Origin of the sequence: Mesorhizobium loti (assembly GCF_013170705.1) — a bacterium.
Classification (GTDB): Bacteria; Pseudomonadota; Alphaproteobacteria; order Rhizobiales; family Rhizobiaceae; genus Mesorhizobium; species Mesorhizobium loti_D.
Map to the genome: position 1 here is coordinate 5,342,660 of NZ_CP033334.1, position 24,240 is coordinate 5,366,899.

27 protein-coding genes are annotated in these 24,240 nt (G+C 62.6%); 11 read left to right on the forward strand and 16 right to left on the reverse strand.

Going from position 1 to position 24,240, the window contains the following annotated elements; translation table 11 throughout:
* Positions 1 to 13 precede the first annotated feature (13 nt).
* The 6 genes from EB815_RS26405 to EB815_RS26430 all read right to left on the reverse strand — a co-directional run bounded on the left by EB815_RS26405 (position 14) and on the right by EB815_RS26430 (position 5,149).
* Positions 14 to 778: a YbaY family lipoprotein gene (locus EB815_RS26405; protein ID WP_056565535.1), complete on the reverse strand. Its 765-nt coding sequence runs from the start codon at positions 776 to 778 to the stop codon at positions 14 to 16.
* Positions 779 to 883: 105 nt separating this feature from the next.
* The gene (locus EB815_RS26410) at positions 884 to 1,363 is read right to left on the reverse strand and encodes a molybdenum cofactor biosynthesis protein MoaE (RefSeq protein ID WP_056563156.1); all 480 of its coding nucleotides are present in this window, start codon (positions 1,361 to 1,363) and stop codon (positions 884 to 886) included.
* Positions 1,364 to 1,368: 5 nt separating this feature from the next.
* The gene (moaD, locus tag EB815_RS26415; RefSeq protein ID WP_056563159.1) at positions 1,369 to 1,626 is read right to left on the reverse strand and encodes a molybdopterin converting factor subunit 1; all 258 of its coding nucleotides are present in this window, start codon (positions 1,624 to 1,626) and stop codon (positions 1,369 to 1,371) included.
* Position 1,627: 1 nt separating this feature from the next.
* A complete protein-coding gene (gene pgsA / locus EB815_RS26420) occupies positions 1,628 to 2,224 on the reverse strand; it encodes a CDP-diacylglycerol--glycerol-3-phosphate 3-phosphatidyltransferase (RefSeq protein ID WP_056563161.1) in 597 nt (198 codons plus the stop codon).
* 97 nt (positions 2,225 to 2,321) lie between these two features.
* A complete protein-coding gene (uvrC, locus tag EB815_RS26425; RefSeq protein WP_056563165.1) occupies positions 2,322 to 4,391 on the reverse strand; it encodes an excinuclease ABC subunit UvrC in 2,070 nt (689 codons plus the stop codon).
* Entirely contained in the window at positions 4,388 to 5,149 is a 762-nt protein-coding gene (locus tag EB815_RS26430; protein WP_056563166.1) for an SDR family oxidoreductase, read from the reverse strand. Before EB815_RS26430 ends, uvrC begins: the two co-directional genes overlap by 4 nt.
* A gap of 413 nt (positions 5,150 to 5,562) precedes the next feature.
* Between EB815_RS26430 and EB815_RS26435 the strand changes: the two genes are divergently transcribed.
* The gene (locus tag EB815_RS26435; RefSeq protein ID WP_056563168.1) at positions 5,563 to 6,219 is read left to right on the forward strand and encodes an outer membrane protein; all 657 of its coding nucleotides are present in this window, start codon (positions 5,563 to 5,565) and stop codon (positions 6,217 to 6,219) included.
* A 62-nt stretch (positions 6,220 to 6,281) separates the two neighbouring features.
* Here EB815_RS26435 and EB815_RS26440 read toward each other — a convergent pair whose 3' ends face one another.
* Positions 6,282 to 6,878, reverse strand: coding sequence for a glutathione S-transferase (locus EB815_RS26440; RefSeq protein ID WP_056563171.1), 597 nt, complete (start codon positions 6,876 to 6,878; stop codon positions 6,282 to 6,284).
* 448 nt (positions 6,879 to 7,326) lie between these two features.
* Between EB815_RS26440 and EB815_RS26445 the strand changes: the two genes are divergently transcribed.
* The 3 genes from EB815_RS26445 to EB815_RS26455 all read left to right on the forward strand — a co-directional run bounded on the left by EB815_RS26445 (position 7,327) and on the right by EB815_RS26455 (position 8,611).
* Positions 7,327 to 7,797, forward strand: coding sequence for a hypothetical protein (locus EB815_RS26445; RefSeq protein ID WP_155772381.1), 471 nt, complete (start codon positions 7,327 to 7,329; stop codon positions 7,795 to 7,797).
* Positions 7,798 to 8,038: 241 nt separating this feature from the next.
* Complete coding sequence (locus EB815_RS26450) at positions 8,039 to 8,233, forward strand: hypothetical protein (protein ID WP_056563177.1); 195 nt, start codon at positions 8,039 to 8,041, stop codon at positions 8,231 to 8,233.
* Between the two features lie 66 nt (positions 8,234 to 8,299).
* Positions 8,300 to 8,611 carry a transcriptional regulator gene (locus EB815_RS26455; RefSeq protein WP_056563180.1) on the forward strand — a complete coding sequence of 104 codons (312 nt, stop codon included), beginning with the start codon at positions 8,300 to 8,302 and terminating at the stop codon, positions 8,609 to 8,611.
* 72 nt (positions 8,612 to 8,683) lie between these two features.
* On the opposite strand, the gene EB815_RS26460 is transcribed toward EB815_RS26455, so the two are convergent.
* From EB815_RS26460 to EB815_RS26475, 4 genes are all read right to left on the reverse strand, one after another.
* Positions 8,684 to 9,520, reverse strand: a complete 837-nt coding sequence (locus EB815_RS26460) for a DMT family transporter (protein ID WP_056563183.1) — start codon at positions 9,518 to 9,520, stop codon at positions 8,684 to 8,686.
* Positions 9,517 to 10,098, reverse strand: a complete 582-nt coding sequence (locus tag EB815_RS26465; RefSeq protein WP_056563187.1) for a TetR/AcrR family transcriptional regulator — start codon at positions 10,096 to 10,098, stop codon at positions 9,517 to 9,519. Before EB815_RS26465 ends, EB815_RS26460 begins: the two co-directional genes overlap by 4 nt.
* Positions 10,099 to 10,235: 137 nt before the next feature.
* On the reverse strand, positions 10,236 to 10,688 hold the full coding sequence (locus EB815_RS26470; protein ID WP_056563190.1) for a hypothetical protein: 453 nt from the start codon (positions 10,686 to 10,688) through the stop codon (positions 10,236 to 10,238).
* A 136-nt stretch (positions 10,689 to 10,824) separates the two neighbouring features.
* Positions 10,825 to 11,247 (reverse strand): VOC family protein, encoded by a 423-nt coding sequence (locus EB815_RS26475; RefSeq protein WP_056563193.1) that lies wholly within the window; start codon positions 11,245 to 11,247, stop codon positions 10,825 to 10,827.
* 201 nt (positions 11,248 to 11,448) lie between these two features.
* Between EB815_RS26475 and EB815_RS26480 the strand changes: the two genes are divergently transcribed.
* On the forward strand, positions 11,449 to 12,228 hold the full coding sequence (locus EB815_RS26480) for a helix-turn-helix domain-containing protein (RefSeq protein ID WP_244493890.1): 780 nt from the start codon (positions 11,449 to 11,451) through the stop codon (positions 12,226 to 12,228).
* A gap of 21 nt (positions 12,229 to 12,249) precedes the next feature.
* Here EB815_RS26480 and EB815_RS26485 read toward each other — a convergent pair whose 3' ends face one another.
* Genes EB815_RS26485 through EB815_RS26495 form a run of 3 tightly spaced genes read right to left on the reverse strand, consistent with a single transcriptional unit; the run spans position 12,250 to position 14,432 of the window.
* The gene (locus tag EB815_RS26485; protein ID WP_056563200.1) at positions 12,250 to 13,113 is read right to left on the reverse strand and encodes a 23S rRNA (adenine(2030)-N(6))-methyltransferase RlmJ; all 864 of its coding nucleotides are present in this window, start codon (positions 13,111 to 13,113) and stop codon (positions 12,250 to 12,252) included.
* On the reverse strand, positions 13,110 to 13,721 hold the full coding sequence (locus EB815_RS26490; protein WP_065004972.1) for a hypothetical protein: 612 nt from the start codon (positions 13,719 to 13,721) through the stop codon (positions 13,110 to 13,112). Before EB815_RS26490 ends, EB815_RS26485 begins: the two co-directional genes overlap by 4 nt.
* A gap of 33 nt (positions 13,722 to 13,754) precedes the next feature.
* Positions 13,755 to 14,432 (reverse strand): TetR/AcrR family transcriptional regulator, encoded by a 678-nt coding sequence (locus tag EB815_RS26495; RefSeq protein ID WP_056563205.1) that lies wholly within the window; start codon positions 14,430 to 14,432, stop codon positions 13,755 to 13,757.
* Between the two features lie 85 nt (positions 14,433 to 14,517).
* Here EB815_RS26495 and EB815_RS26500 point away from each other — a divergent pair, with 85 nt between their 5' ends.
* Positions 14,518 to 14,988 (forward strand): carboxymuconolactone decarboxylase family protein, encoded by a 471-nt coding sequence (locus EB815_RS26500; RefSeq protein WP_056565539.1) that lies wholly within the window; start codon positions 14,518 to 14,520, stop codon positions 14,986 to 14,988.
* A gap of 156 nt (positions 14,989 to 15,144) precedes the next feature.
* Here EB815_RS26500 and EB815_RS26505 read toward each other — a convergent pair whose 3' ends face one another.
* Both EB815_RS26505 and EB815_RS26510 read right to left on the reverse strand, forming a co-directional pair.
* Complete coding sequence (locus EB815_RS26505; protein ID WP_056563208.1) at positions 15,145 to 15,594, reverse strand: DNA polymerase III subunit chi; 450 nt, start codon at positions 15,592 to 15,594, stop codon at positions 15,145 to 15,147.
* Positions 15,595 to 15,603: 9 nt separating this feature from the next.
* Positions 15,604 to 17,115, reverse strand: coding sequence for a leucyl aminopeptidase (locus EB815_RS26510; RefSeq protein ID WP_056565542.1), 1,512 nt, complete (start codon positions 17,113 to 17,115; stop codon positions 15,604 to 15,606).
* Between the two features lie 364 nt (positions 17,116 to 17,479).
* On the opposite strand from EB815_RS26510, the gene lptF reads away from it, so the two are divergent.
* From lptF to pdxA, 5 genes are all read left to right on the forward strand, one after another.
* Positions 17,480 to 18,682, forward strand: a complete 1,203-nt coding sequence (gene lptF, locus EB815_RS26515; RefSeq protein WP_056563211.1) for an LPS export ABC transporter permease LptF — start codon at positions 17,480 to 17,482, stop codon at positions 18,680 to 18,682.
* A complete protein-coding gene (gene lptG, locus EB815_RS26520) occupies positions 18,679 to 19,764 on the forward strand; it encodes an LPS export ABC transporter permease LptG (protein ID WP_171883365.1) in 1,086 nt (361 codons plus the stop codon). Before lptF ends, lptG begins: the two co-directional genes overlap by 4 nt.
* The gene (locus tag EB815_RS26525; RefSeq protein ID WP_056563217.1) at positions 19,764 to 22,184 is read left to right on the forward strand and encodes an LPS-assembly protein LptD; all 2,421 of its coding nucleotides are present in this window, start codon (positions 19,764 to 19,766) and stop codon (positions 22,182 to 22,184) included. The genes lptG and EB815_RS26525 overlap by 1 nt, the downstream gene beginning before the upstream one ends.
* Before the next feature lie 88 nt (positions 22,185 to 22,272).
* Entirely contained in the window at positions 22,273 to 23,208 is a 936-nt protein-coding gene (locus EB815_RS26530; RefSeq protein ID WP_056563219.1) for a peptidylprolyl isomerase, read from the forward strand.
* A 13-nt stretch (positions 23,209 to 23,221) separates the two neighbouring features.
* Positions 23,222 to 24,238, forward strand: coding sequence for a 4-hydroxythreonine-4-phosphate dehydrogenase PdxA (gene pdxA, locus EB815_RS26535; protein ID WP_171883366.1), 1,017 nt, complete (start codon positions 23,222 to 23,224; stop codon positions 24,236 to 24,238).
* Positions 24,239 to 24,240 lie beyond the last annotated feature (2 nt).

The following is a 24,240-nucleotide window of genomic DNA, read 5'->3' on the forward strand; positions in this document are numbered from 1 at the left end:
TTTTCATTGGCGGTCAGCTCGCGGCGCTGAAGCGAAGGATTTCGCGGCCGTTCTTGTCCGATATGGTGAGCTTGCCGGCATCGACCTTGTAGGACGCGGCCCTGGCCAAGGCATCGAACAGCGCCTTTTCCTCGGCCATCACCTCGGACGCGCAGGCCTTGTAGGTCGAACCGATGTTGCTGATCGCGATCGCCTGGCCATCGACCTTCGCTGTGGCAAAATAGGCGTTGCAGGGGCCACTGCCGCCGGCCTTGCCAGCCTCGCTGACCCTGAACGTCGCCTGCGGCGCGGTGATGGCGCCGAAGCCGTCGACATAGTCGGCCACCCAGAGCTGACCAAAGACGGAAGCCGTCGGCTCGCCGCCTGGCGCGACCATCTTGAGCATGATGGTTTGCGGTGCGCCGGCCAGCGGATCGAGCTGGTGGCGCACATCGGAAATGAACATCAACTTGCCGTCGACAGTGATCCGCGCCTGCAGCGCATAGGTCATCTGTGACCGGATCGCCGCTGGATCGAATTTGATCTCGAAGCTGATCGGCACCTGGCCGGTCGGCTTGATGGTCTGCTCGCCGATGACCCTGGCCGGCGCGTCGGCCAGCGAGACATCGACAAGCTGGACGGAAAGCGCGGCGCTGGGCGGCAGGGCGATGCGCTCGCGATAGATCACCTCGCCTCTCACCGCCTTCTCGGCGGCCACGGACAGTTCCGGCACCGCCAGGATACCGACGATCAGAGGCACGAAACCGAAGACGAAGAACTCCGCGAGCCTGTCCAGCATGACCACCTCCCTTGCCAGGGATCGCCAATCCCCGGGCTGCCAATGGCTGACCACGCCGTCCATCTGGCCAAAGGATTGCGGTCAATGCATGGCTGCGACGGGGATTTATTCGGAAGGCGACTTCCAGCGCCCTGCCGCTTCGGCATCGATTTCCTTGGCCTCGACCCAGCCGCCTTCCGAGCCATCGGCGCGATGCTCCTTCTTCCAGAAGGGTGCACGCGACTTCAGATAATCCATGAGGAAATTCGCCGCATCGAACGCCGCCTGGCGATGGGCCGAGGCGGCCACCACCAGCACAATATTCTGACCCGGGGCGATCTTGCCATGGCGGTGGATGACGGTGAGGCCTTGCAGCGGCCAGCGCTGAACCGCCTCAGCGGCGATACGACCGATCTCGGCTTCCGCCATGCCGGGATAATGCTCGAGTTCCAGTGCTGACAGGGAGCCCTGCTCATCCCGACAAAGACCGGAGAATGTGACCACCGCGCCGATATCGGCGCGGCCTTGCGTCAGCCCGGCAATCTCGGCGGCGACGTCGAAATCCTGGCGCTGGATGCGCACGCTCGGCACAAGTACGGCCGACATGAGTATCAGCCCCCGGTCATGGGCGGGAACAGCGCGATCTCGCGTGCGCCCGATATCTTCTCGCGGTGGTCGACATGTTCCTGATTGATGGCAACGCGAATCACGTCGGGATACTGCAGCGCATGCTCGTAGCCCTCGCCACGCGATTGCAGCCAGCGCAACAGGTCGGCGACCGTCTCGATGCCGGCCGGCAATTCAACGTCTTCCTCCGATGTGCCGATCCGTTCGCGCACCCAGGCGAAATAGATGAGACGGGTCGTCATCTCACTCATCCATGATGTGCTTGAGGCCGGCGCGGAAATAGTCGTAGCCGGTGTAGAGCGTGACGAGCGCCGCGATCCACAGCAGCACCAGGCCGGTCTGCGTGGTCAGCGGGAATATCTTGTCGCCGGCCGGACCCGCCAGCAGGAAGGCGATGGCGACCATCTGGATGGTGGTCTTCCACTTGGCAAGCTGCGTCACCGGCACCGAGACCTTGAGCGCCGCCAGATATTCACGCAGGCCCGAAACCAGGATTTCGCGGCACAGGATGATGATCGCCGCCCACAGCGACCAGCCGGCGATGCCGGCATGACGATCGGTGTCGGCCGCCAGCAGCAAAAGGCACGTCGCGACCAGCAGCTTGTCGGCGATCGGATCGAGCATCTTGCCGATGTTGGAGGTCTGCTGCCAGGCGCGCGCAAAATAACCGTCGAAATAGTCGGTTATGGATGCGAGCAGGAAAATGATCAGCGCCAACCAGCGGGCGAAGTCGCTGGATTTGAGATGGCCTTCGAGAAAAAAGCACAGCACCACCAGCGGCACCGCGATAATGCGGGCGTAGGTCAGTATGTTGGGCAAGTTGAACGCGCGCTGGGCCATGTCTGGGGGACTCTTTCTGCCTGCGTACTCAAATCAGAAGCGAATGTAGGGGGTCAACAGGCCAGATTCGACTGACCAGCTGAAACTGCCGAATTTTTCAACTTTCGTGAAAATGATTGTAGACCAGCTTGGCGACCTGTTCGGAAATGCCGTCGACTTTCCTCAAATCCTCTATTGCCGCACGGCTGACCGCCTTGGCGGTGCCGAATGCCAGCAGCAGCGCCCGCTTGCGGCCGGGACCGATGCCGGCAATCTCATCGAGCGGGCTCTTGACCATTTCCTTCTTGCGCCGCGCCCGGTGCGAACCGATGGCGAAGCGATGGACTTCGTCGCGCAGGCGCTGCACGAAATAGAGCACGGGATCGCGCACCGGCAGCGAAAACGAATCCCTGCCCTTGACGAAAAAACGTTCGCGGCCGGCATCGCGGTCCTGGCCCTTGGCGATGCCGATGGCCACGACGCGGTCCTCGATGCCGAGATCGGCGAGAATCTTGCGCACCGCCGTCATCTGGCCCTGACCACCGTCGATCAGGATGACGTCGGGCCAGGCCGGAAAGCTGCCGGAGATGTCGTCATCGATATCATCGGCCGCCTCGCCTGCCGCGGTCTCGTCGGCCACGGCAACATCGCCATGCTCCTTGAGCAGCCGCGAAAAGCGCCGCTCCATCACCTCGCGCATCATGCCGAAATCGTCGCCCGGCGTGATCTCGGTCGAGCGGATATTGAATTTCCGGTACTGGTTTTTGACAAAACCTTCCGGCCCCGCGACCACCATGGCGCCGACGGCATTGGTGCCCATGATGTGCGAGTTGTCGTACACTTCGATGCGCACCGGCGGCTTGGCCAGCCCGAAGGTCTCGGCGAAGCCGGCAAGCAATCGTCCTTGCGTTGACGTTTCGGCCAGCCTGCGGCCCAACGCCTCCCTGGCGTTCTGAAGGGCGTTGTCGGTCAGGTCCTTCTTCTCGCCGCGCTGCGGCACCGAGATCGCCACCTTGCGGCCGGCGCGGGTGGAGAGCGCCTCGGCCAGCAGCTCCTGGTCTTCGACCCCACGCGACAGCAGAATGGCACGTGGCGTCGGCTTGTCGTCGTAGAACTGCGCCAGGAACGAGCCCAGCACTTCCGATCCCTCCAGTGCCGGGTCGGCCTTGGGGAAATAGGCGCGGTTGCCCCAGTTCTGGCCGGTGCGGAAGAAAAAGACCTGGATGCAGACCTGGCCACCTTCCTGATGGATGGCGAAGACATCGGCTTCGTCGACGGTCTGCGGGTTGATGCCCTGATGGCTCTGCACATGCGACAGGGCCGCCAGCCGATCGCGATAGATGGCGGCGCGCTCGAAATCGAGGTCTTCGGACGCCTGCTGCATGGCGGCTGAAATTTCGGTCTTCACCTTCTGGCTGCGGCCGGACAAGAAATCCTTCGCTTCGGCGACCAGCTCGGCGTAGCCCTCATGCGAGATCTCGCCGGTGCAAGGGCCCGCGCAGCGCTTGATCTGGTAGAGAAGGCACGGCCGGGTGCGGTTCTCGTAAAAGGAGTTGGTGCAGCTCCTGAGCAGGAAGGCGCGCTGCAGCGAATTGATGGTGCGGCCGACGGCGCCGGCCGAAGCAAAGGGGCCGAAGTAATCGCCCTTTCGCGACCGCGCGCCACGATGCTTGTAGATGCCGGGCGAGACGTGATCGCCGGTCAAAAGGATATACGGAAACGACTTGTCGTCGCGCATCAGCACGTTGAATCGCGGCCGCAAGCGCTTGATAAGGTTGGCTTCAAGCAGCAGCGCTTCGATTTCGGTGCGGGTGACGACGAACTCCATCGTCGCCGTCTCGCGCACCATGCGGCCGATGCGATTGGTGTGGAACCGGCCTTGCGCGTAGTTGGTGACGCGCTTCTTCAGGCTGCGCGCCTTGCCGACATAGAGCACGTCGCCGGCGGCGTTCATCATGCGGTATACGCCGGGGGCATTGGGCAGCCGCTTGACCAGCGTCTGGATCACCTCGGCGCCGACCATGCCTTCGGCATCGCCGGCATGCGGCGTCCAGTCGATGGCCGTGAAGGCGACATCCGGGCCGGCTGGTTCGACGATCTCCTCCAGCGCCTCGTCCTCGAGGTCGATTTCGGGAGGAAGATCATCGGCGCCGCCACGCACCTTGTTTTTGTGATCCAGTGGACTCATTCCGCCATGCCTGTCACATCGGGCGTCTGCCACGCAAGATGCTGGCCGCCATCAAGCGCGATCATCTGGCCGGTGACCGAGCGCGCATCCCAGAGATAGCGGATGGTGGCGCCGAATTCAGGCAATTCCGGGCCGCGCTTCAGGATCAGGCCGGCGACCTGCGCGTCAAAATCGGAATCATCCTGGCGCATGTTCTTCAACGTCGGCCCCGGACCGATCGCGTTGACACGAATCTTTGGGCCCAGCGCCTGCGCCAACATCTGCGTTTGCGTCCACAGGGCGGATTTGGACAGCGCATAGGAAAAATAGCGCGGCGTCGGCCGCCAGACGCGTTGGTCGATGATGTTGACGATCAGCCCCTCCTGCCCTTTCGGCAAGGCGCGGGCGAAATTCTGCGCCAACAGCGCCGGCGTCTTCACATGAATGGCAAAGTGGCGGTCCCAGGCCTGCCAGTCGAAATCGTCAACGGAATCATCGACAAAGAGCGAAGCGTTGTTGACCAGAAGTGAGATGGGCCCCAGCGCGACTTCCGCCTGGCCGACGAGGTCGCTGACGGCATCCATATCGGTCAGGTCGGCGCTCACCACCGCCGCGCGGCCGCCGGACTGGTTAATCCCCGCGGCCAAGGCGTCAGCCTCACCGCGCGAGCGATTGGCGTGGATGGCGACTGCAAAACCATGGCCGGCGAGGTCCTCAACGATCGCCCTTCCGATCCGTTTCGCCCCGCCGGTCACCAGCGCCGCGGTGGCTTTGCTCATATTCAGTCAATCCTCAATTTCGGCACAAAAAGACGGCGCCGGCAAAATATGGCCCGCCATCCATTAAATGGCGTTCGCACCTGGGGCAACATTGTGGCGAAACCGCCTGGCGGGCATTCAGACTCGCCCCGCAACAAGGCCAGTCACATCCCCATATAGGGCGGTGGACTCCTTGCACCAAGCGGTGTGCAGCGCAACATGGCCAAGCTGCTGACATTTCGCTGTTGCGAAGATGCAACGTCAAGGTTCTGCCTCATTCGCGCCGGGGAATGACCCAAGTTCAGGTTCGCTTCAGCCGCATTTTGACACGACATTTGGAACCGACGAGCGCCAGATCCGTTTCACCCCCCGGACGGGTTGATGGCGATCGTAAGAAACAAGCCTGTGTCCTGTGGCTTAAGGAGTAAAGAACAATGCAAGCCAATCTCAAATTCGCACGGCCGCTGGCCGTCGCGCTCGGGCTCTTCGCCCTCGGTGGAACCGCTTATGCCGCGGACGTCGTTCAGGAAGAGCCGCCGGCACCCGCTCCGGTTGCCGAACTGCCCGTCGCATCCTGGGCCGGCCCCTATGCCGGTATCAACCTCGGCTATGGCTTTTCCGGCCGTACCAAGGAAAAGGATCTCGGCTTCGAAACCGATACCAAGGGTTTTGTGGGCAGCGTCTTCGGCGGCTATCAGTGGCAGCAGGAGAACTTCGTGTACGGCGGTGAAGCCGAACTCGGCTACAACGGCGTCAAGGGTGACGACAACGGCATCCACTCCAAGGGTGGCTTCGAAGGTTCGCTGCGTGCCCGTCTCGGTTACGCCGTGACCCCGGAAATCCTGCTCTATGGCACCGGCGGTCTCGCTGGCAAAAGCCTGAAGGTTGATGACTCCGACATTCCGGCCAGCGACCGCGCTACGATGCTCGGCTGGACCGCCGGCGTCGGCACCGACATCAAGCTGACCGACAATGTGTTCGGCCGTGTCGAGTATCGCTACACCGACTTCGGCTCGAAGAGCTTCGACGGTATCGGTAAGGTCAAGGCCACCGACAACCGCGTCACCTTCGGCGTCGGTATGAAGTTCTAAGTCGTTCAAGCCACGACACGAAAAGGCCGGGCCTCGCGCCCGGCTTTTTTTGTGGCCGCCGGTCACCCCGGGATCGCGGACTTCAACTCCGGGAATTTCTCGTCGAAACGCGCCGCCCAGCGGGTCAACCGGCCGCGGCCCTTTTCCCATTTGCCGGCAAAGCGCAGTGAGAGGTAACCGAGGCAAGCCCGCAATGCCATCTGGCCTGCGGTGATCTTCTTCGGCAGTTTCGGCGGATTGGCGTTGAGCAGGTCGAGTGCTGCCGTGATCTTCGCCCACTGGCGGTCGAGCCAGGGCTGGTAGACCATCTCGTCTGGCCGCGTGCGGCGCTCGTAGACCATCGACAGCGCGCAATCACAAATGCCGTCGGCCAGCGCCTCCAGCACTTCCGCTTCCAGCCGCTTGTCGGGATTGCGCGGAAACAACGCGTTCTTCGAAATCCGGTTGAGGTGCTGGGTAATGGCGCGGCTGTCGTGAATCGAACGGCCGTCATCGAGCACCAGTACCGGGATCTTGCCGAGCGGATTGGCACCGATCAGTTCGGCCGGTCGGTCCTCGGTCTTGACCGGCACCAGATCGATCACGATCCCGGCATAGGCCGCAGCCATCCTGACCTTGGAGCTGTAGGGAGAGGTGGATGCGTAGAGCAGCTTCGGCATGATCGGTTTCCTGGTTGCGGACGTCCAGTGTTGACTGGACAATCACTTGCGATCAACCGCCAGAGCACAAAAAAAGAACTGCCAGAAACCGGTTGCGGTTTCCTTCCCAGGCATCAGCCTACAGAGGGGTACGCCGGAAACACGAGCGAGCGGCAGGTTGATAGTATTCAGACCTGCATTCCATCTCACCAACCCAGGCACTGCGCCGGGGCCTTCGCCAAGCGCGGCAAGGATACAGTCCGACGGGCGAGCGAGGCAGCCAACCGGCGCCTCGCTTTGCTTGCCCCATTCGGTCTCATCCCGATGTTCAGCCCCGAGGGCTGAACCCGCTGCCGGACTTGCGTCAATCCAGTGCGTCAGAGCGTCCTTGCCGAGCCCCGAAGGACACGCGACGCCCCAACGACCGGTCTACTTCTTGGCCGGAGCCTTGGCCTTCGCAGGCGCTGCCTTGGCCTTCGGCGCGGCGGCTTTCTTCACCGCGGGCTTTGTAGCGGCCGCTGCTGCTTTCGCTGCCGGCTTTGCCGCTGCTTTCACGGCGGGCTTTGCCACAGCCTTCGCGGCGGGCTTTGCCGCAGCCTTGGCGGGAGCTGCCTTTTTGGCCGCGGGTTTTGCCGCCGCCTTGGCCGCGGGCTTCTTCGACGGTGCTGCCTTCGCTGCGGGCTTCGCCACTGCCTTGGCGGGCGCCGCCTTCTTCACTGCTGGCTTCGCCACAGCCTTGGCCGCTGCCGGCTTCTTGGCCGGTGCTGCCTTCGCCGCGGGCTTTGCCGCCGCCTTCGCGGGCGCTGCTTTCTTCACTGCCGTTGCGGCCTTCGCCGCGACTGCTTTTGCGGGTGCTTTCTTTGCCGGTGCTTTGGATGCCGGCGCTTTAGATGACTGCTTAGCCATGTCATGCCCCTTCACGTTATGCCGATGGCCGTGAATGACCCCGGCGCGCAATGCATATCTGACTCGCGGCTCGCTAGCCAGCGAAGCAATGGTATGATTTTCTCAGCTTAAATTTTCGTTGAGATCGAGACGCGATCGCACTCATCATCGCAAAAATCCGTCGCTGATCTTCTGATACCGCCGACAATTTGACACCGGCATTTTCGATGCGAACCCATCACCGAACTACGAAGACTAGCGAGCAGCTTTAGGCATGATCGCCGGCCGTGAATATCATGACCTACCGCCTCATCAACGCGATCATCTTCAGCAAGCGAGCGATCTATGGGGATCACGAGCACGATACGAAGACCGATCCGAGGATCACCTTGTCAAGCGCGCATCCGTACCTCCAATTGACAGATAACTCTGCAAAGCAGAGTATTCTGCAAGAGATGATCGCGCTTTGCGATCGCGCAAGAGGCAAGTGACGGCGCCGCTTCCCGAGAGCGCCGTGCCACATGACAGTCCAAGGCTTGCCGCATTGGAGCCCATCGATGAGCGCCGACGACATCATCCACCAGAGTACGCGACTCAGGATCATGGCCATCCTCAACGCGCTGGAAAGGCGCGAGGCACTGGAGTTCACCCAGTTGAAGATCATGGTCGAAGCCACCGACGGAAATCTCGGGGCACACCTCGATACGCTGGCCAGGGCGGGCTATGTCGATATTGAAAAGCTTTTCGTCGGTCGACGGCCGCAGACACGGGTCAAGGCAACAACGATCGGGCGGCGGGCCTTTCGCGGCCACATAGCCTTCCTTCGCAAGATCATCGATCAGGCGGAGGCAACGCGGCGCGGCAAATAGATTCAGCGAACACCGTTGACGCGTCGCGACGACGGCGGCGGCCCGCATGCAGGCAAGGCGCATGGATTTTCGTCACGGCTGATAGCCCAGGCAGATGGCGCCGAGCACCACGACGGCGCAGGCGCCGACCCGCCGGGGCGTCAGCGTCTCGCCGAGCAACAGCCGGCCGATGAAAGCCGCAAAGACGACACTGGTCTCGCGGATCGCGGTGATCGGACCGGCAGGTCCGAGCGCGAAGGCCGTCACCACGACGCCATAGGCCAGAAGCGAGAACAGGCCGCCGCCAAGTGCCTTCCAGGTTTCCGGCGCCCGCGGGTCGAAAGCAAGCCGGCCACGACTGGCGACGAAGGTCGCCGGCAGCAATACGCCATAGGCCAGCAGGACCCAGGCGGTGTAGGCGCCGACATTGCCCGCCGCGCGAACGCCGATTGCATCGACAGTCGCATAGGCGGCGATGATTGCTCCCGTCGCCAGCGCATAGAGGATCGATGTCGTGGCGGCTCTTCCTCGTCCGAGCGAAAGACCCATGATGCCGCCACCGACCAGGGCAACGCCGACGGTCTCCAGAACGGTGAGCTGCTGGCCGGCCAGCAGGAGGCCGCCAAGGGTGACGAGCAGAGGCACGCTGCCGCGAACAATCGGGTAGACCTGTCCCAATTCGCCATATCTGTAGGCGGCCACCAGAAACACGCTGTAGCCGACCTGCAGGCAGGCCGAGAGCCCGACATAGGGCAAGGCTGATGTGGCGGGAAAACCGTTGAAGACGGCAAGGGGAATGGCCAGCGCCGTGCTGGAGAAGCTCATCACGGTGACGGTCCACAATCTGTCGGCGCCCGTTCGCAGGAAAGCGTTCCAGCTTGCGTGCAGGATCGCCGCGAATAGCGCGAGCCCGACGACCAGCGGGCTCATTGCGGCCTGCGCGAGGCGGCGACGATATCCAGGGCGGCCTTGCGGGCTTCACGAAGGGCGGTATCCGCCTGCCCCATCTGCGCCATCAGGGTGGCCCCTTCGATCAGCATCAACAAGGTTGCCGCCACGTTTTCGGCGCGCCCGCGCGGCATCACCTGCGCGAGCATCGATCGCATGCGCTGCCTGAAGCCGTCCTTCTGCCTGGCGACGGCCTTGAATACGGCATGCCGCGGATCGCCGAACTCGGCCAGCGCATGCGCGAAGAGGCAGCCGTGGAAATCCGGGCTGCGGAACCAGCGGCCATGCCAGTCGAAAATCCTGGCGATCTTCTGCTCCGGCGTCATGCTCTCCCGCGCAAGCTGGTCGAGCTGATCGTCAAAGCGCCTGGCGCGGTAGTCGAGCACGGCGACGATCAACTCATCCTTGCTGGGGAAATGGCGATACATCGTCATCTTGGCCACATCGGCTTCGGCGATGATCCGGTCGATCCCGGTGGCATGGAAGCCGGCACGCTTGAACAGCGCATAAGCGGTTTCGACGACGTGCTGGCGTTTGTCGGAGACAGGCGGCGGTGTCATGATACGCACCAAGTGATGAGACAGGTCTGTCTCATACCTATGCGATGGATTTCACCTTCTGTCAACGCGGCACGAAAAACGCCTGCGGCTGATCAAGCCGCAGGCGCTAACGGGAATCGAGAATCGGAAGGGTGCGTCTAGCGCAGAACGCGGCAGCGGCCGTTATAGACCATCCAGCGGTCGAAGCCCGAGACGCAGAATTCGACATTGTCGCCGATCGAGGCAAAGCCCTGACCTTCCTCGATCAGGTACCAGATGGACCTGTCGCGCCCGTCGGACAGGCTGACGGTGGCCCCGCAATAGCGGCGGCCGATCGGCCAGGTGTCGTCGGCCGGCAGATAGCGGTGCTGATGGATACGCCGGAAATCGATGATCTGCACATCCGGCAGATGGGGCACATGATGCACCTGGTAGGAGAAGCGGGAGGTGATCTTGCTCAGCACCCAGGGCTGGCCGCAGACGCCGCCATCGTCCTCCGAATAGACGCCAAGGTCAGCCGCCTGGACCGCATGGGTAATGCCAAGAGGCGCGGCGAGCGGGGTACAGAGCGAAATCAGGGCAGCAAGTGCGGATTTGGCGAAGCGAGTCATGACAGCCTCTCAAGGTCGATTGCGCGCACTGTGCGGATTCACTTGGCGTCGGTCAAGCGGTTGCTCAGACAATGGTTTCCAGAAACGAGCTGGAGCGTCTACCAACGTACCTGCCGGCTGCGCGTTCCTTCCAGTATCAGTCTTCCGGAAGAAAGGCGGGGTTGAAGACGACTTCCCAGAGATGGTCATCCGGATCCTGGAAATAACCGGCATAGCCGCCCCAGAACGTAGTCTGGGCCGGCTTGACGAGACGCGCGCCTGCCCTGACGGCCTGCGCCATCACGGCATCAACCTCGGCCTCGCTCGTGACATTGTGACCGATGGTGAACTCGGTCGGGCTGCGGCCGGTCTGGCCGATGCCGGCGTCTCGGGCGATGTTGGGACGTTCGAAGATCGCGAACTTCAAGCCGCCCTGCAGATCGAAGAAGGCCACGGCGCCATGCTCGAACTCCCTGCCGATGATGCCCTCGGTCGGAAGCCCAAGTCCGTCTCGATAGAATTCGAGCGACGCCTCCAGATTGTCTACACCAAGGGTGACGACACTGATGCGAGCTTTCATTTTGATTTCTCCTTTCTATATTCACGTTTCTATATTCACGACTTACGCGGTGACGTCAGCGCGGATGCGGTCGCTAATGCCAGCGGAAGGCTTCACGTGATTTGCCATTGCCGGAGCGGCGCGCATTGAAGATTTCGGCCAAAATGGCAGAGAGAGCGGATCGCGCGGCGAGCCTGCGATTGCCAGCCAAGCAGACGGATTATGACTGAAGGGATGGAAGCGGTACTGGCGCAGACCACCGGTTTTTTCCAGGAACGCCCGGCAGACAGGCGGCTGGGTGCCGTCTTCGCGTCCGTCTGGGTCCACCGCATGCAGGACCAGGACGCCCCACCTGTCGTGATAACGCCGGATGCGACGATCGACCTGCAGTGGATCGATGGCCGGTTCCGGGTCGCGGGGCCGGACCGGGAGCCGCAGATCGAGATATTGCCGTCAGGAGCAACGATTGTCGGATTCAGATTCCGGCCGGGGGCGGCCGCCGCGTGGCTGGGCGTGCCGGCCAACCGGATCGTTGGAGAACGCCTCGATCTCGGTGACTTCTGGGGCACCAGGGCGCGCCATCTGGCATGCCATGTGCGGGCCACGCCCGATCTTGCCGAGTTGGCGGGACAATTGGAGAAGGCAATCGGGGAATACACGCAAGAACACCGTGCGCCCGATGTGGTCATGGGCAATGCATTCGACGTCATCGACCGGGGGCTGCCGGCCGGCAAGCCGCTGGTGCCGTTCCTGCTGCGCAGCTTGCATATGAGCGAGCGGTCGCTGCGTCGCCGTTTCGAGGAAAGTTTCGGCTATGGCCCCAAGACGCTCGACCGCATCCTTCGCTTCCATCGATTCCGGCGTCTGCGGCGGACATTCAGCAATGACTCGACCGCCGTACTGGCGGTCGAGGCCGGCTATGCGGATCAGGCCCATTTGATACGTGAAAGCAGGCGGCTGTCCGGCATCACGCCTTCGGCACTGGCCGCCACCCGAGCATAGCGGCGCCTCGGCCGACAGGGTTCAAGCCGTTCCCGCCTGCTCCCCGGCCAGCCATTCCACCGACCAGTGCGCCGGCTTTTCCACCGCGAGCAATTTGTGCAGTGCCGGCAACACGGTCCGCAATTCGGCTTCCAGCGTGAAGGGCGGATTGACCACCACCATGCCGCTGCCATCAAGGCTGGGTTCGGAAGAGGCCGGTCGGATCTCGAACTCTATGTCGAGGATTTTCGGGATGCCGGATTGCTTCAGCGCCTTCCTGAAGGCGATGATCGCCTTGCGATCCTTGATCGGATACCACAGCGCGTAAATGCCGCCGGGCCAGCGCTTGTGCGCCCTTATGAGCCCGTCGACCAGGCGGCCGAACTCGCCCTCCTCCTCGAATGGCGGATCGATGAGGACCAGGCCGCGCTTCTCCTTCGGCGGCAGATGCGCGCCGAGCGCCAGCCAGCCATCGAGTTCCATCACCCTCACCTGGAAGTCGCCAGCGAATTCCGCCTTCAGCTTGGCGGCGTCTTTCGGGTGCAGTTCGATCGCCGACAACCGGTCCTGCTTGCGCAGAAGATGGCGCGCCAGCATCGGCGAACCCGGATATTTCTTCACGCCGTTCCCGGAATTGAGCGACCGCACAGCCTCCAGATAGGGCGCCAGCAGCGCGCCCGCCCTGGCGTCGAACGAGGCATCGATCAGCCTGCCGATGCCACCTTGCCATTCGCCGGTCTTCTGCGCCTCGAGCGACGACAGATCGTAGCGGCCAATGCCGGCATGGGTGTCGACGACGCGAAAAGCCTTGTCCTTCTGCTTGAGATAGTCGAGCAGACGCGTCAGCACGACATGCTTGACGACATCGGCGAAATTTCCGGCGTGGTAGGCGTGGCGATAGTTCACTTGGGTCCCCTGCCCCAGCGCGGCGGCGGCGGTTGCGAGTTCGGATTGTCCGGCCGGCCGCCACCAGAACGCAGGGACAGCAGGAAGCCGATCAGGCCGACCGCCATCAGCGAGAGGCCGACCGGCCGCGCACGACGGTCGACTTCGCCGACACCGGAGCGCAGCACAAGGTCGACCGCCCGCATCGGTATGTCCTCGGCATCGCCCGGACCGACGGTGAAGACATAAGGGCCGGGACTGACGGTCGCGATGACGCCCGCCTCGTCACGAAAGATCTTGTCGGGCAGTTGCGGGCTGACCTGGCGCGGGTTGTCGACATGGTTGAACCGCAACGTCGACGCAAGCACCGTGCGGCCATTGGTGGCGGCGGTCAGCGTCAACACCGTGTGTTGCTGCGAAACGATGCGCTCGGCTCTCGCGGTCAGGTCGACCAGCACGCGCACCGGCGCATCGCGGCTCGAGAGCGACACGGTCACTGGTTTGAAGCGGCCTTGTTCATAGACCCGCCAGGTGCCGATCTCGCGGCCTGAAAAATTGGTCATCGCCCAAGGATAGATGAGGCCGATGCCGGTGCCGGCGAGCAGGATCAGGACAAACAGAAAGCGCATTCAGACAGTCACCTTGTAGTCATGCCTTGGCAATCATGCCTCGCCGGGCAACTTGCCAGTACCGGCACCGTCACGCAGGCGTTCCATTTCGTCCAGCAGCATGTCGAGGCCGAGCTCGAATGTCTTGTCGAATTCGGCGGTGCCGAAAAAGCGCCCGGCCGCCGTGACATTGGGAAAATCCCGGGCCAGTTGCTCGTTGCTGACCGTGTTCACAGCCGACGGGCCCCTGGCGTAGCCCGCGTTCTCGTCCAGCACCGCGCCCATCAAGTAATAGCCGACGGCGCGAAACAGCCGCGCGCTGAGTTCGGTGTCAAAGCCGGCATCCTTGAACAGGCCGATAATGCCGTCCAGCCAGGCAAGGCAAATGGGCGAGTTCATACGGTAGGTGACGAAGAAGGCGGCATAGGCGGGATGGTCTCGGCCGATGCGACGAAAATCCTCGATGGCGATGCGCATCCTTTGCCGCCATGGGAGGCTGGCGTCGGGCATCTCAAGCGCACCGATCAACCGGTCGACGAGCGCTTCGTGCAAATGCGCCACCGAAGGAAAGTGGTGGTAAATGCTCATCGCCTCGCAACCGAGTGCCGCCGCCAGCTTGCGCATGGAAAAGCCGGCGAGCCCCTCCTTCTCGATCACCTCGAAGGCCGCGTCCTCGATCATCTCGCGCGACAGGCGGCCACGTGTTCCAGCTTTTTTTATCGATGAGTCCATGGCGCCGCTTGACAACTTACACTGTAAGGTTCATTTTCCACATCACCTTACGCCGTAAGGCTTGGAAAAACCAGAGGAGAATGTCATGTTCGATTATCGCATTCTTTCATCCGTGCCTTCTTCCATCTGCCGGACCTTCCTGCTCGCCGCTACCGGCTGTGCACTCACGCTGGCCGCGGCACCTGCTCATGCCGACGACTATGATGCGACCCTCAAGGATATCCAGTCGACCATGGGTGGCGTACCGAGCTTTGTGAAGCAGTTTCCCAAAGCCGGTCTGCCCGGTGCCTGGGCCGAGGTCAAGGCCATCGAACTCAGCGACAAGACGGCACTGCCGCCAAAGGTCAAGTCGCTGATCTCGCTGGCGGTGGCGGCGCAGATCCCGTGCAGCTATTGCATCTGGGAGGACACGCAGGACGCCAAGCGCGCCGGCGCCACCGACGAGGAGATCCAGGAAGCCGTGACAATGGCTGCGTTGACCCGCCACTGGAGCACCATCTTCAATGGCATGCAGGTCGATTTCGAAACGTTCAAGAAGGAAATGGGCGGGCAATAAGCCCCGCAGGCAAGAAGAAATCGGTGAAGTGGCGAACCAGCCGATGACGGTTGTAATCGTCTAAGAGACCCGCCAAAGGGCGGGTCTCTTCATGGGCAGCCCATGCACCGACACTCGATTGCGACCTGGTCGCCATGCCGGCCGTTGCGCTGAAACCTAGGCCTTGCGCTCCCAGCGGCGGTCTGATGTCTGCTGCCAGTAGGTCACGGCATGGCCCGCGTCCTTCATCGTCTTCCAATGCGCGCGGGCCGCCTCGACCTGGCCGGCGTCATGGCCGTCGAACAGGAACACGGCGCGCTCGTAGCCGGCAAGATCGGGCGGCGCCGCGCCGTCGACCAGGAACCTTATCCTGGCTTCATTGGGATTGCCGTCGCCGGTGGTCAACAGGATAGGCTGCTCCCCGGGATAAGCCTCGCGATCGGTCGCGTGCGCCAGGAACGAATCATCGCGGAAGGTCCACAGATGCTGGTCGAGCGCGTCGCGCCGTTCCTCGGTGCCGGTCTGCACCACGGCGCGCCAGCCACGATCGACGCTGCGCTCCAGCAGACCCGGCAGCGCATCCTCCAGCGTCGATTCGGTCAGATGGTAGAACAGCACGTCGGCCATGGATCGAGGTCAGCTTTCGTAATGATCGCGCACCAGCCGGTCGAGCAGGCGCACGCCGAAGCCTGAACCCCAGGACTGGTTGATCTCGCTCGATGGCGCGCCCATGGCGGTGCCGGCAATGTCGAGATGCGCCCAGGGCGTATCCTTGACGAAGCGCTGCAGGAACTGCGCGGCGATGATGGCGCCGCCATAGCGGCCGCCGATGTTTTTCATGTCGGCGTTCTTGGAATCGATCAGCTTGTCGTATTCGACCCCGAGCGGCATGCGCCACAGCCGCTCCTGAGTCGCCTGCCCCGCCCCCGCCAGCCTCTCCGCCAATTCGTCATTGTTGGAAAACAGGCCGGCATAATGCAGGCCGAGCGCGACCATGATGGCGCCGGTCAGCGTAGCCAGATTGACCATGAATTTCGGCTGGAAGCGGTCGTTGCAGTACCACAGCGCATCGGCCAGCACGAGACGCCCCTCGGCGTCGGTGTTGAGCACCTCGATGGTCTGGCCCGACATGGAGGTGACAATGTCGCCAGGGCGCTGGGCATGGCCGTCGACGGCGTTCTCGACAAGACCGATGATGCCGACGACATTGGCTTTCGCCTTGCGAGCGGCCAGCGCGTGCATGAGCCCGGCTACCGCGGCAGCGCCGCCCATGTCGCCCTTCATGTCCTCCATGCCCGACGCCGGCTTCATCGAATTGCCGCCGGTGTCGAAGGTGACACCCTTGCCGACGAAGGCGATCGGGCTGTCCTTGGCTTTGCCGCCGTTCCACTGCATGATCGCCATGCGCGCGCCGCGCGGCGAGCCTTGCGCAACGCCGAGCAGCGAGCCCATGCCGAGCTTCTTCATCTCCTTCTCGGTCAGGATCTCGACCTTGACGCCGAGCGCCTCGAGCTCCTTGGCCCGGGCAGCGAACTCGACCGGTCCCAGAATATTTGCCGGTTCGTTGACAAGGTCGCGCGCCAGAAGCACGCCGTCGACCACCGCCTCGGCATCCGCGAAAGCCTTCCTGGCGCCTGCCGGGTCAGCAGTGTGGATGGTTATCTTGACCGACTTCTTCGGATCGGCCTTTGCGTCATCCTTGTCCTTCCTGGTCTTGTACTTGTCGAAGGAATAGCCGCGCAGGAGGAGACCAGCCGCAAGGTTGGCCGCGTCCTTGCCGTCAGGCGAGGCGCCGGCAAGGTCGATCACGACGGCAACGTCGGTTGCCTTGCGCAACGAGGCTGCAATGGTGCCGCCCAGTTTCAGCCAGGCATATTCGTCGAGCCCCGACGCCTTGCCGGCGCCGATCGCGACCAGCCTGTCGAGCGACGTTGCCTGCGGCGCCAGAACCTCGACGACGCCGGCGAACTTGCCCGTGAACTCGGCCACCGGGAAAGCCCGTTCCAGCGTCTTGCCGGGATCGTACGCCGAGGCGGCGTCGCTCAGGCTGCCGTCATCCGCCGACAGCACGAAGACCGTGCCCTTCCTGCCCGCCGCCGTCTGGGGCGCGGCAAATTTTGCAAAGGCGATCGACGGTCTCGGATTCATCATGTCCTGCTTTCGGGGATTGCGCGATGATGCGCGAAGCGGTTTGAAGCGATCCGCGACATTTGGTCGTTTTCCGGCATTTGGCAAGACTTTGCCAAAATGGCTACCCATATGACACACGGAATCGATGGCGATTCGTCGCGGCACGGCCCCGCTTCATGCCGCAACATGTTGTTAACCATCGATGTTCGCCCTTTCTTATCCATTCCCTCCGACACTCCGGTCCACTGCGGCACGCGACGTGGGAAGGGAACCGGATCGCCTGCCTGATCGAGCCCATCGGAGCCAGTTGTGCGGTCGTCGCCGGACAGCTACCCTGAGCGTGGTGGCATGATGCCGTTCGAGAAAATCGAGTAAAGCCTTCATGAAGGTCGTTGAACGCTACATCATGCGCCGCGCTTTCGTGGTCTTCCTGGCAGCGCTGGTCTGGACGCTGGCCATCGTGTGGACCACGCAGGTGCTGGCCAAGATCGACCTTGTCACCGACAGTGGCCAGTCGTCGCTGACCTTCTTCGAGGTCGCCGCCCTCATTCTTCCCTCGATCATACCGATCGTCGTGCCTTTCGCGCTGGTGGTAGCGGTTGCCCAGACACTCAGTGTCATGAATTCGGATTCCGAACTCGCTGTCGTCAACGCGGCAGGCGCCTCGCGCTGGACGATCGTGCGGCCAATCATGCTTCTCGCGCTTGCGGCCAGCGTTTTTTCCTTTGCCGTCGACAATGGCATCGACCCCTATGCAAGGCAGAAGAACCGCGCCCTGGTGGCGCAATCGCGCGCCGACCTGTTGTCGCTGATCATCCAGGAAGGCACCTTCCGCAAGATCGAGGACGGCCTGTTCCTGCAGATTGGCGAGCGGCTTCCGGACAATCGGCTGGGCGGCATCTTCGTCGCCGATTCGCGTGAGGAAGGCGTCAATCTCGTCTATTATGCCAAGACGGGCAGCATCGTCGAACGCGGCGGCGAGAAGGTGCTGATGATGAATGACGGCGTCATCCACCGCAAAACGCTGACCGGCGACCTCAGCGTCATTCGGTTCACCTCCTATGCCTTCGACATGTCGGCGTTCATGGCGGCGGCCTCCGAGGTGACGCTGCTGCCGAAGGACCAGACAACCCAGTACCTGCTCAATCCAAGCCCCAACGACAAGAATTTCCAGCAGAGACCGCAGGAATACAGGGCCGAGATCGACCAGCGATTTTCGGAATGGACCTATTCCATGGTGTTCGCGCTGATCGCGCTCGCGGTCGCCGGTGACGCGCGCTCGCATCGCGAGGCGCGCGTCAATCCCTTGATCACGGCGATCGCCATATCCCTGTTCGTGCGCTGGCTGGGCTTCTTCGCCGCCAGCAAGGCGGATGAGATCCCGCAATACGCCTATATGGTCTATGGCGTGCCGATCGTGGCTTCCGCCGTTGCCATCTGGTTCATCGTGTCGAACCGCACCATGGAACTGCCGGTGGCCTGGGCGGACTGGATGACGAACCTGGCCAGCCGCTTCGGTGACGGCTGGAACGCCCTCAAGCTGCGTTGGTCGCGGCGCGGCACCTCAGGTCAGGGGGTCGGCTGATGGGCTGGACACTGGGCCGTTACTTCTTCTTCCGTTACGTGACGATCACGATCTGGTTCTTCCTGGGCCTGCTGGCGCTGGTGTTCCTGATCGATTTCACAGAACTGTCCGGCCGCACCACCGGCCTGCCCGGCTTCACCTATGGAACGGCCGTGGCCATTTCGGGCCTTCGGATGCCGATGATCATGCTGCAGACGGTGCCGTTTGTCGGCCTGTTCTCGGCGATGGCAACGCTGGTGTCCCTCAACCGCCGCTACGAGCTGGTCATCGCGCGTTCCGCCGGCGTTTCCGCCTGGCAATTCCTTTTGCCATGCTGCATCGGAGCATTGCTGTTCGGCTTCGTGTCGGTCGGGCTCATCAATCCGCTGGCCGCGCACGCCTTCTCCTTGTCCGAGCAGATCGAGACCCAGTTGCGCTCCGGCAAATCGAACACGGTTTCGGCCGATGCCGCTCCCTGGATTCGTCAGAAAACCGGCTCTGGTGACACCATCATCGGTGCGCGGGCCATCCTCAACCAGGGTCTGGAGATGGCCGACGCCGTCTTTTTCGTCCTCGACCAGCAAGGCAATATCGTCGAGCGCAAGGATGCCGCGCGTGCCTACCTGCGGGACGGTTATTGGGACTTGCAGGACGTAAAGACCTTCAAGAACGGCACCATCCAGCCCGCCGCGAGCGATCGTGTGCCGACCAATCTGAAGCCGGAATTCGTGCAGGAGCGGCTGGCGCGCCCGGAGACCATTCCATTCTACGACCTGCCCGGAAAAATCGAGGTTGCCCGTTCCTTCGGCCTCAAGGCAAATGCCTTTGCCATGCAGTTTGATTCGCTGGTGGCGTTGCCGTTCCTCCTCGTCGCCATGACGCTGATTGCGGCAACAGTTTCAATGCGATTTGCGAGGATGGGACAATCGGCAACGATGATTCTGGGTGGCGTCGTTGCCGGGTTTCTGCTTTATGTCGTTTCTGTGCTGGTGAAGGCATTCGGCGTGGCGGGGTTCGTGCCGACTGCCATAGCCGCCTGGGTGCCAGTTGTGGTAGCTATGTTCTTCGGGGTGACTTTCCTGCTATACAAGGAAGACGGCTAGTGAGGGAGGCGTTTTTGCCCAGCAACAGGCAGGCCAGGTTGGCGCGCCTCTATGCGGCGAGCGCCTTGGCGTGCCTGCTTGCCTGCGGCGTTCCATTGCCTGCGTTCGCGCAGGACGTCGGCGATGTGGCGACCAAGGTTCCGTCCGGCTCGCAGATGCTGCTCGCGGCCGATACGCTCGAGTACAACAACGACAACCAGACCGTGACCGCTATCGGCGGGGTCCAGATCGACTATGGCGGCAACCGCCTCGTCGCCCAGAAGGTCGTATACAACCGCAACACCAAGCGGATGGTTGCCAGCGGCAATGTCGAAATCGTCAACAGCGACGGCACCAAGATCAATTCGCAGCATATCGATATCACCGACGATTTCGCCGACGGCTTCGTCAATGCGCTTCGCGTCGAAACCGTAGACAAGGCCTATTTCGCCGCCGAAAGCGCCGAGCGCATGGGCGGCGTGCTGACCACCTTCCACAATGGTGTCTACACCGCCTGCGAGCCGTGCGAGGACAAGCCCGACAAAGCGCCTACCTGGCGCGTGAAGGCCAGGAAGATCATCTGGAACGGCGAAAAGAAGACGGTTCGCTTCGAGAATGCGAATTTCGAGTTCTTCGGCTTTCCGCTCGCCTACCTGCCGGCTTTCGAGATCGCCGACCCGACGGTGAAGCGCAAGAGCGGTTTCCTGATCCCCAGCATCAGCTACAACAGCCACCTGGGATACAGCGTCAAGGTTCCCTACTATTTCGCACTTTCGCCGACCTATGACCTGACGGTGTCGGGAAGCGGCTACACCAAGCAGGGCTTCCTCGGAGAGGCCGAGTGGCGGCAGCGCTTCAACAATGGCCAATACAGTTTGAAGATGGCCGGCATCCAGCAGCAGGATCCCGACGCCTTCATCGACAGCGCTGGCCGCAACGTCGATTCCGGCGCCGCGGGCGACCCGAACAAGTTCCGCGGCATGATGGGCACGCAGGGACAGTTCGCGATCAACGAACGCTGGAATTTCGGCTGGGACGTGCTGCTGCAGACAGACAAGAACTTCTCCAACACCTACAACATCGACAAGTACAATGCCGCCGTCCATCAGTCGTCGGTCTACCTGACCGGTCTCAATGGCCGTAACTATTTCGACGTGCGTGCCATGCATTTCGAGGTCCAGGAAAATACGCTCAACGGCAATCCGGCGGCACGCAGCGGCCAGCAGCCCTGGGTGCTGCCCTCGCTGGATTATGCATATATCCCCGATGCGTCCATCGCGGGCGGTCAGTTGTCGATGAACGTCAATACGCGGGTGATCCGCCGCGATGATCTCGATGAGGCTTTCGAGACGCCATACAATGCCGGCACGCCGGTGCAGCGCGTACGCGGCATCGCAGGCGAGTCCAGCCGTCTCACGGCCGAAGCGGAATGGAAGCGGTCATTCATCACCGACGACGGCTTGGTGCTGACTCCGTTGCTGGCGCTGCAGGGCGATGTGGACTACCTCAACGCGTCGTCTGGATCGCTCGCCGCCGTCAACCAGATGGCGACGAATTTGGGCCAGCAGGACAACATGCGTTCGTCGTTTGCCCGTTACATGGCAACAGCGGGCCTCGAAATGCGTTGGCCGATGCTGTTTTCGATGGCCAGCGGGTCGAGCCATGTCATCGAGCCGATGGCGCAGGTATTCCTGCGTCCGAACGAACAGTATGTCGGCGGCCTCGCCGTCCCGAATGAAGACGCCCAGAGCATGGTGTTCGATGCAACCACGCTCTTCGAACGCGACAAGTTCTCCGGTTACGACCGCGTGGAAGGCGGTTCGCGCGCCAATGTCGGCTTCCGCTATTCCGGCTCCTATATCAACGGCTGGGGTACCAATGCGATTTTCGGCCAGTCCTACCAGATTGGCGGGGACAACTCCTTCGCGGCGCCGGATCTGGTCAATGTCGGCGCCTATTCGGGCCTTCAGGACACCAAGTCCGACTATGTCGGCCTGTTCGGCATCAACAGCCCGAACGGATTCGCGGCTTCCATCAGCGGTCGCTTCGACGAGCAGAGCTTCGAGGTTCGCCGCGCCGAGGTGAAGGCCGCCTATTCAGGCCTGCCGGTGTCGTTGAGTGCCAAATACGCCTTCATCCAGGCCCAGCCGCTCTATGGCTTCACGACCGACCGTCATGAGGTGACGCTGGGTGCGTCCACCCACCTTGCCGAGAACTGGCGCGTTTTCGGGACAGGAACCTACGACCTGCAGGAAAGCCTGTTGGTCAAGGATGGGATCGGCTTCGCCTACAACGATTCCTGCTTCACCTATCTGATGACGTACTCGCAGTCGCGTGACCTGAACACCAGGGAAGTGACACAGAGCATCGGCTTCAATCTGTCGTTCCGCACCCTCGGCGACTTCGGCTCGTCGACCAGTGCGATCGACACCATCCAGTAGCCGGCGACATCGTTTCGCCGCATAGGGCTGGCACGGATTCGCGCACCCGGAAGAGGACGAAATTGGGCGGAACCGGGATAGAATTGGGATGCTAATGATGAGGAAATACCTCTTTTCAGCAGGGTTCGCGCTGCTTGTGGCGGCGACATCCGTGTCGATGACCGTCATGACGCCCCCGGCCTTCGCCAGCGAGATCAAATACGTCGTCAACGACATACCAATCACGTCAGGCGATATCGCGCATCGTGCCGCCTTCCTGAAACTGCAGCACAAGAAGGGGGGCGACGCCGCCCAGGAAATGATCGATCAGACGCTGCGTCTTGCCGAGGCCAGGCGGCTTGGCATCCGCATCAGCGACGCGCAGGTCGAGGCAGCCTATCAGCGCTTTGCTTCCGGCAACAAGATGCAACTCAGCCAGCTCGACGGCGTCATGGAAAAATCCGGAGTCACCAAGGAACACTTCAAGGAGTTCATCCGCGCCCAGATGGCCTGGAACCAGGCCTTGAGCGCGCGCTACCGTTCCGGAGAAGGCGGCAGCGTGACCGAGCAGGACGCGGTCAGGCGCATGCTCGACAAGGGTGGGGCCAAGCCAAGCGCCACCGAGTACATGCTGCAGCAGGTCATCTTCGTCGTGCCGGCCGCCGAACGCAGCGCGACGCTGGCCAAGCGCAAGCGCGAGGCTGACGCCATGCGCGCCCGCTTCAACGGCTGCAACACGACGCGCGAGTTCGCCAAGGGCCTGATCGACGTCACCGTTCGCGATCTGGGCCGGGTGCTGGCGCCGCAACTGCCGCCGGACTGGGCCGAGCAGATCAAGGCCACCAAGGTTGGCGGCGCCACTGTCACGCGCGAAACCGAGCGCGGCGTCGAGTTCATCGGCATCTGCTCGTCGCGCGAAGTGTCCGACGACAAGACTGCCCAGATGGTGTTCCAGAGCGAAGGCTCCAACGACAAGGCGGCCGACGATCTCAGCAAGAAATATGTAGACGAGCTGAAGGCGAAAGCCCGCATCGTCAAGCGCTGACGTGAGCAGCGCGATGAACGCGCTGGCGCTTAGCGTTGGCGATCCGTCCGGCATCGGCCCCGAAATCGCTATCACCGCCTTCCTGGCGCGCGAGGCAGTCGGCTTGCCTGCCTTCTATCTCTTGGCTGATCCGGCGCTGATCGCATCGCGGGCAAGCCACCTCGGCGTGTCGGTGCCGATCGTCGAGACAACGCCGGCGCAAACGGCGCAAGTTTTCGTCGATAGCCTGCCGATCGTTTCACTGGCCGCCCGGTTCATCGACAGCCCCGGCAGGCCGAATCCGGCCAATGCGGCCGGCACCATCGAGGCGATCGACCGCGCGGTCGCCGCCTGCCTCGCTGGCGACGCCGCTGCCATGGTCACCTGCCCTATCGCCAAGAAGCCGCTCTACGATGCCGGCTTCCGCTTTCCCGGCCATACCGAATATCTGGCGCATCTGGCGGCCCGGCACGGTGGTGTCGAGGTGACGCCGGTCATGATGCTGGCAGGCCCTGATCTGCGCACCGTTCCCGTCACCATCCACATCGCGCTGGCCGAGGTGCCGAAGTCCCTGACCACCGAATTGATCGTGGCGACCGCGCGCATCACCGCCACAGACCTCGCCAGCCGCTTCGGCATCGCCAGGCCGAGGCTTGCCATTGCCGGCCTCAATCCGCATGCTGGCGAAGGCGGCTCCATGGGCCAGGAAGACGAACGTGTGGTGCGCCCGGCGGTCGACATCCTGCGCGCCGAGGGCATCGATGCTTTCGGGCCTCTACCGGCCGACACGCTGTTCCATGCCCGGGCGCGGGCGGGCTATGATGTCGCGCTGTGCATGTATCATGATCAGGCCTTGATCCCGGCCAAGGCGTTGGCTTTCGACGAGGCGGTCAACGTCACGCTCGGCCTGCCCTTTATCCGCACGTCGCCCGACCATGGCACGGCCTTCGACATCGCCGGCAAGGGCATTGCACGGCCCGATAGCCTGATCGCCGCGTTGAAGCTCGCCAGACGGCTCGCCGACATCGACAACAAGGCCGCGGCCGCATGAGC

Excerpts from the sequence above, each read along its gene's own strand:
- EB815_RS26455 (WP_056563180.1), top strand. The coding sequence starts at position 8,300 with ATGAGCGCCGACGACATCATCCACCAGAGTACGCGACTCAGGATCATG.
- EB815_RS26405 (WP_056565535.1), bottom strand. The coding sequence starts at position 778 with ATGCTGGACAGGCTCGCGGAGTTCTTCGTCTTCGGTTTCGTGCCTCTG.
- uvrC (WP_056563165.1), bottom strand. The coding sequence starts at position 4,391 with ATGAGTCCACTGGATCACAAAAACAAGGTGCGTGGCGGCGCCGATGAT.
- pdxA (WP_171883366.1), top strand. The coding sequence starts at position 23,222 with ATGAACGCGCTGGCGCTTAGCGTTGGCGATCCGTCCGGCATCGGCCCC.
- EB815_RS26500 (WP_056565539.1), top strand. The coding sequence starts at position 14,518 with ATGTTCGATTATCGCATTCTTTCATCCGTGCCTTCTTCCATCTGCCGG.
- moaD (WP_056563159.1), bottom strand. The coding sequence starts at position 1,626 with ATGACGACCCGTCTCATCTATTTCGCCTGGGTGCGCGAACGGATCGGC.
- EB815_RS26490 (WP_065004972.1), bottom strand. The coding sequence starts at position 13,721 with ATGCGCTTTCTGTTTGTCCTGATCCTGCTCGCCGGCACCGGCATCGGC.
- EB815_RS26465 (WP_056563187.1), bottom strand. The coding sequence starts at position 10,098 with ATGACACCGCCGCCTGTCTCCGACAAACGCCAGCACGTCGTCGAAACC.
- EB815_RS26505 (WP_056563208.1), bottom strand. The coding sequence starts at position 15,594 with ATGGCCGACGTGCTGTTCTACCATCTGACCGAATCGACGCTGGAGGAT.
- EB815_RS26470 (WP_056563190.1), bottom strand. The coding sequence starts at position 10,688 with ATGACTCGCTTCGCCAAATCCGCACTTGCTGCCCTGATTTCGCTCTGT.
- EB815_RS26450 (WP_056563177.1), top strand. The coding sequence starts at position 8,039 with ATGACCTACCGCCTCATCAACGCGATCATCTTCAGCAAGCGAGCGATC.
- EB815_RS26530 (WP_056563219.1), top strand. The coding sequence starts at position 22,273 with ATGCTAATGATGAGGAAATACCTCTTTTCAGCAGGGTTCGCGCTGCTT.
- EB815_RS26440 (WP_056563171.1), bottom strand. The coding sequence starts at position 6,878 with ATGCCGAAGCTGCTCTACGCATCCACCTCTCCCTACAGCTCCAAGGTC.
- EB815_RS26480 (WP_244493890.1), top strand. The coding sequence starts at position 11,449 with ATGACTGAAGGGATGGAAGCGGTACTGGCGCAGACCACCGGTTTTTTC.
- pgsA (WP_056563161.1), bottom strand. The coding sequence starts at position 2,224 with ATGGCCCAGCGCGCGTTCAACTTGCCCAACATACTGACCTACGCCCGC.
- EB815_RS26410 (WP_056563156.1), bottom strand. The coding sequence starts at position 1,363 with ATGTCGGCCGTACTTGTGCCGAGCGTGCGCATCCAGCGCCAGGATTTC.
- lptF (WP_056563211.1), top strand. The coding sequence starts at position 17,480 with ATGAAGGTCGTTGAACGCTACATCATGCGCCGCGCTTTCGTGGTCTTC.
- EB815_RS26430 (WP_056563166.1), bottom strand. The coding sequence starts at position 5,149 with ATGAGCAAAGCCACCGCGGCGCTGGTGACCGGCGGGGCGAAACGGATC.
- EB815_RS26435 (WP_056563168.1), top strand. The coding sequence starts at position 5,563 with ATGCAAGCCAATCTCAAATTCGCACGGCCGCTGGCCGTCGCGCTCGGG.
- EB815_RS26475 (WP_056563193.1), bottom strand. The coding sequence starts at position 11,247 with ATGAAAGCTCGCATCAGTGTCGTCACCCTTGGTGTAGACAATCTGGAG.
- EB815_RS26495 (WP_056563205.1), bottom strand. The coding sequence starts at position 14,432 with ATGGACTCATCGATAAAAAAAGCTGGAACACGTGGCCGCCTGTCGCGC.
- EB815_RS26510 (WP_056565542.1), bottom strand. The coding sequence starts at position 17,115 with ATGAATCCGAGACCGTCGATCGCCTTTGCAAAATTTGCCGCGCCCCAG.
- EB815_RS26460 (WP_056563183.1), bottom strand. The coding sequence starts at position 9,520 with ATGAGCCCGCTGGTCGTCGGGCTCGCGCTATTCGCGGCGATCCTGCAC.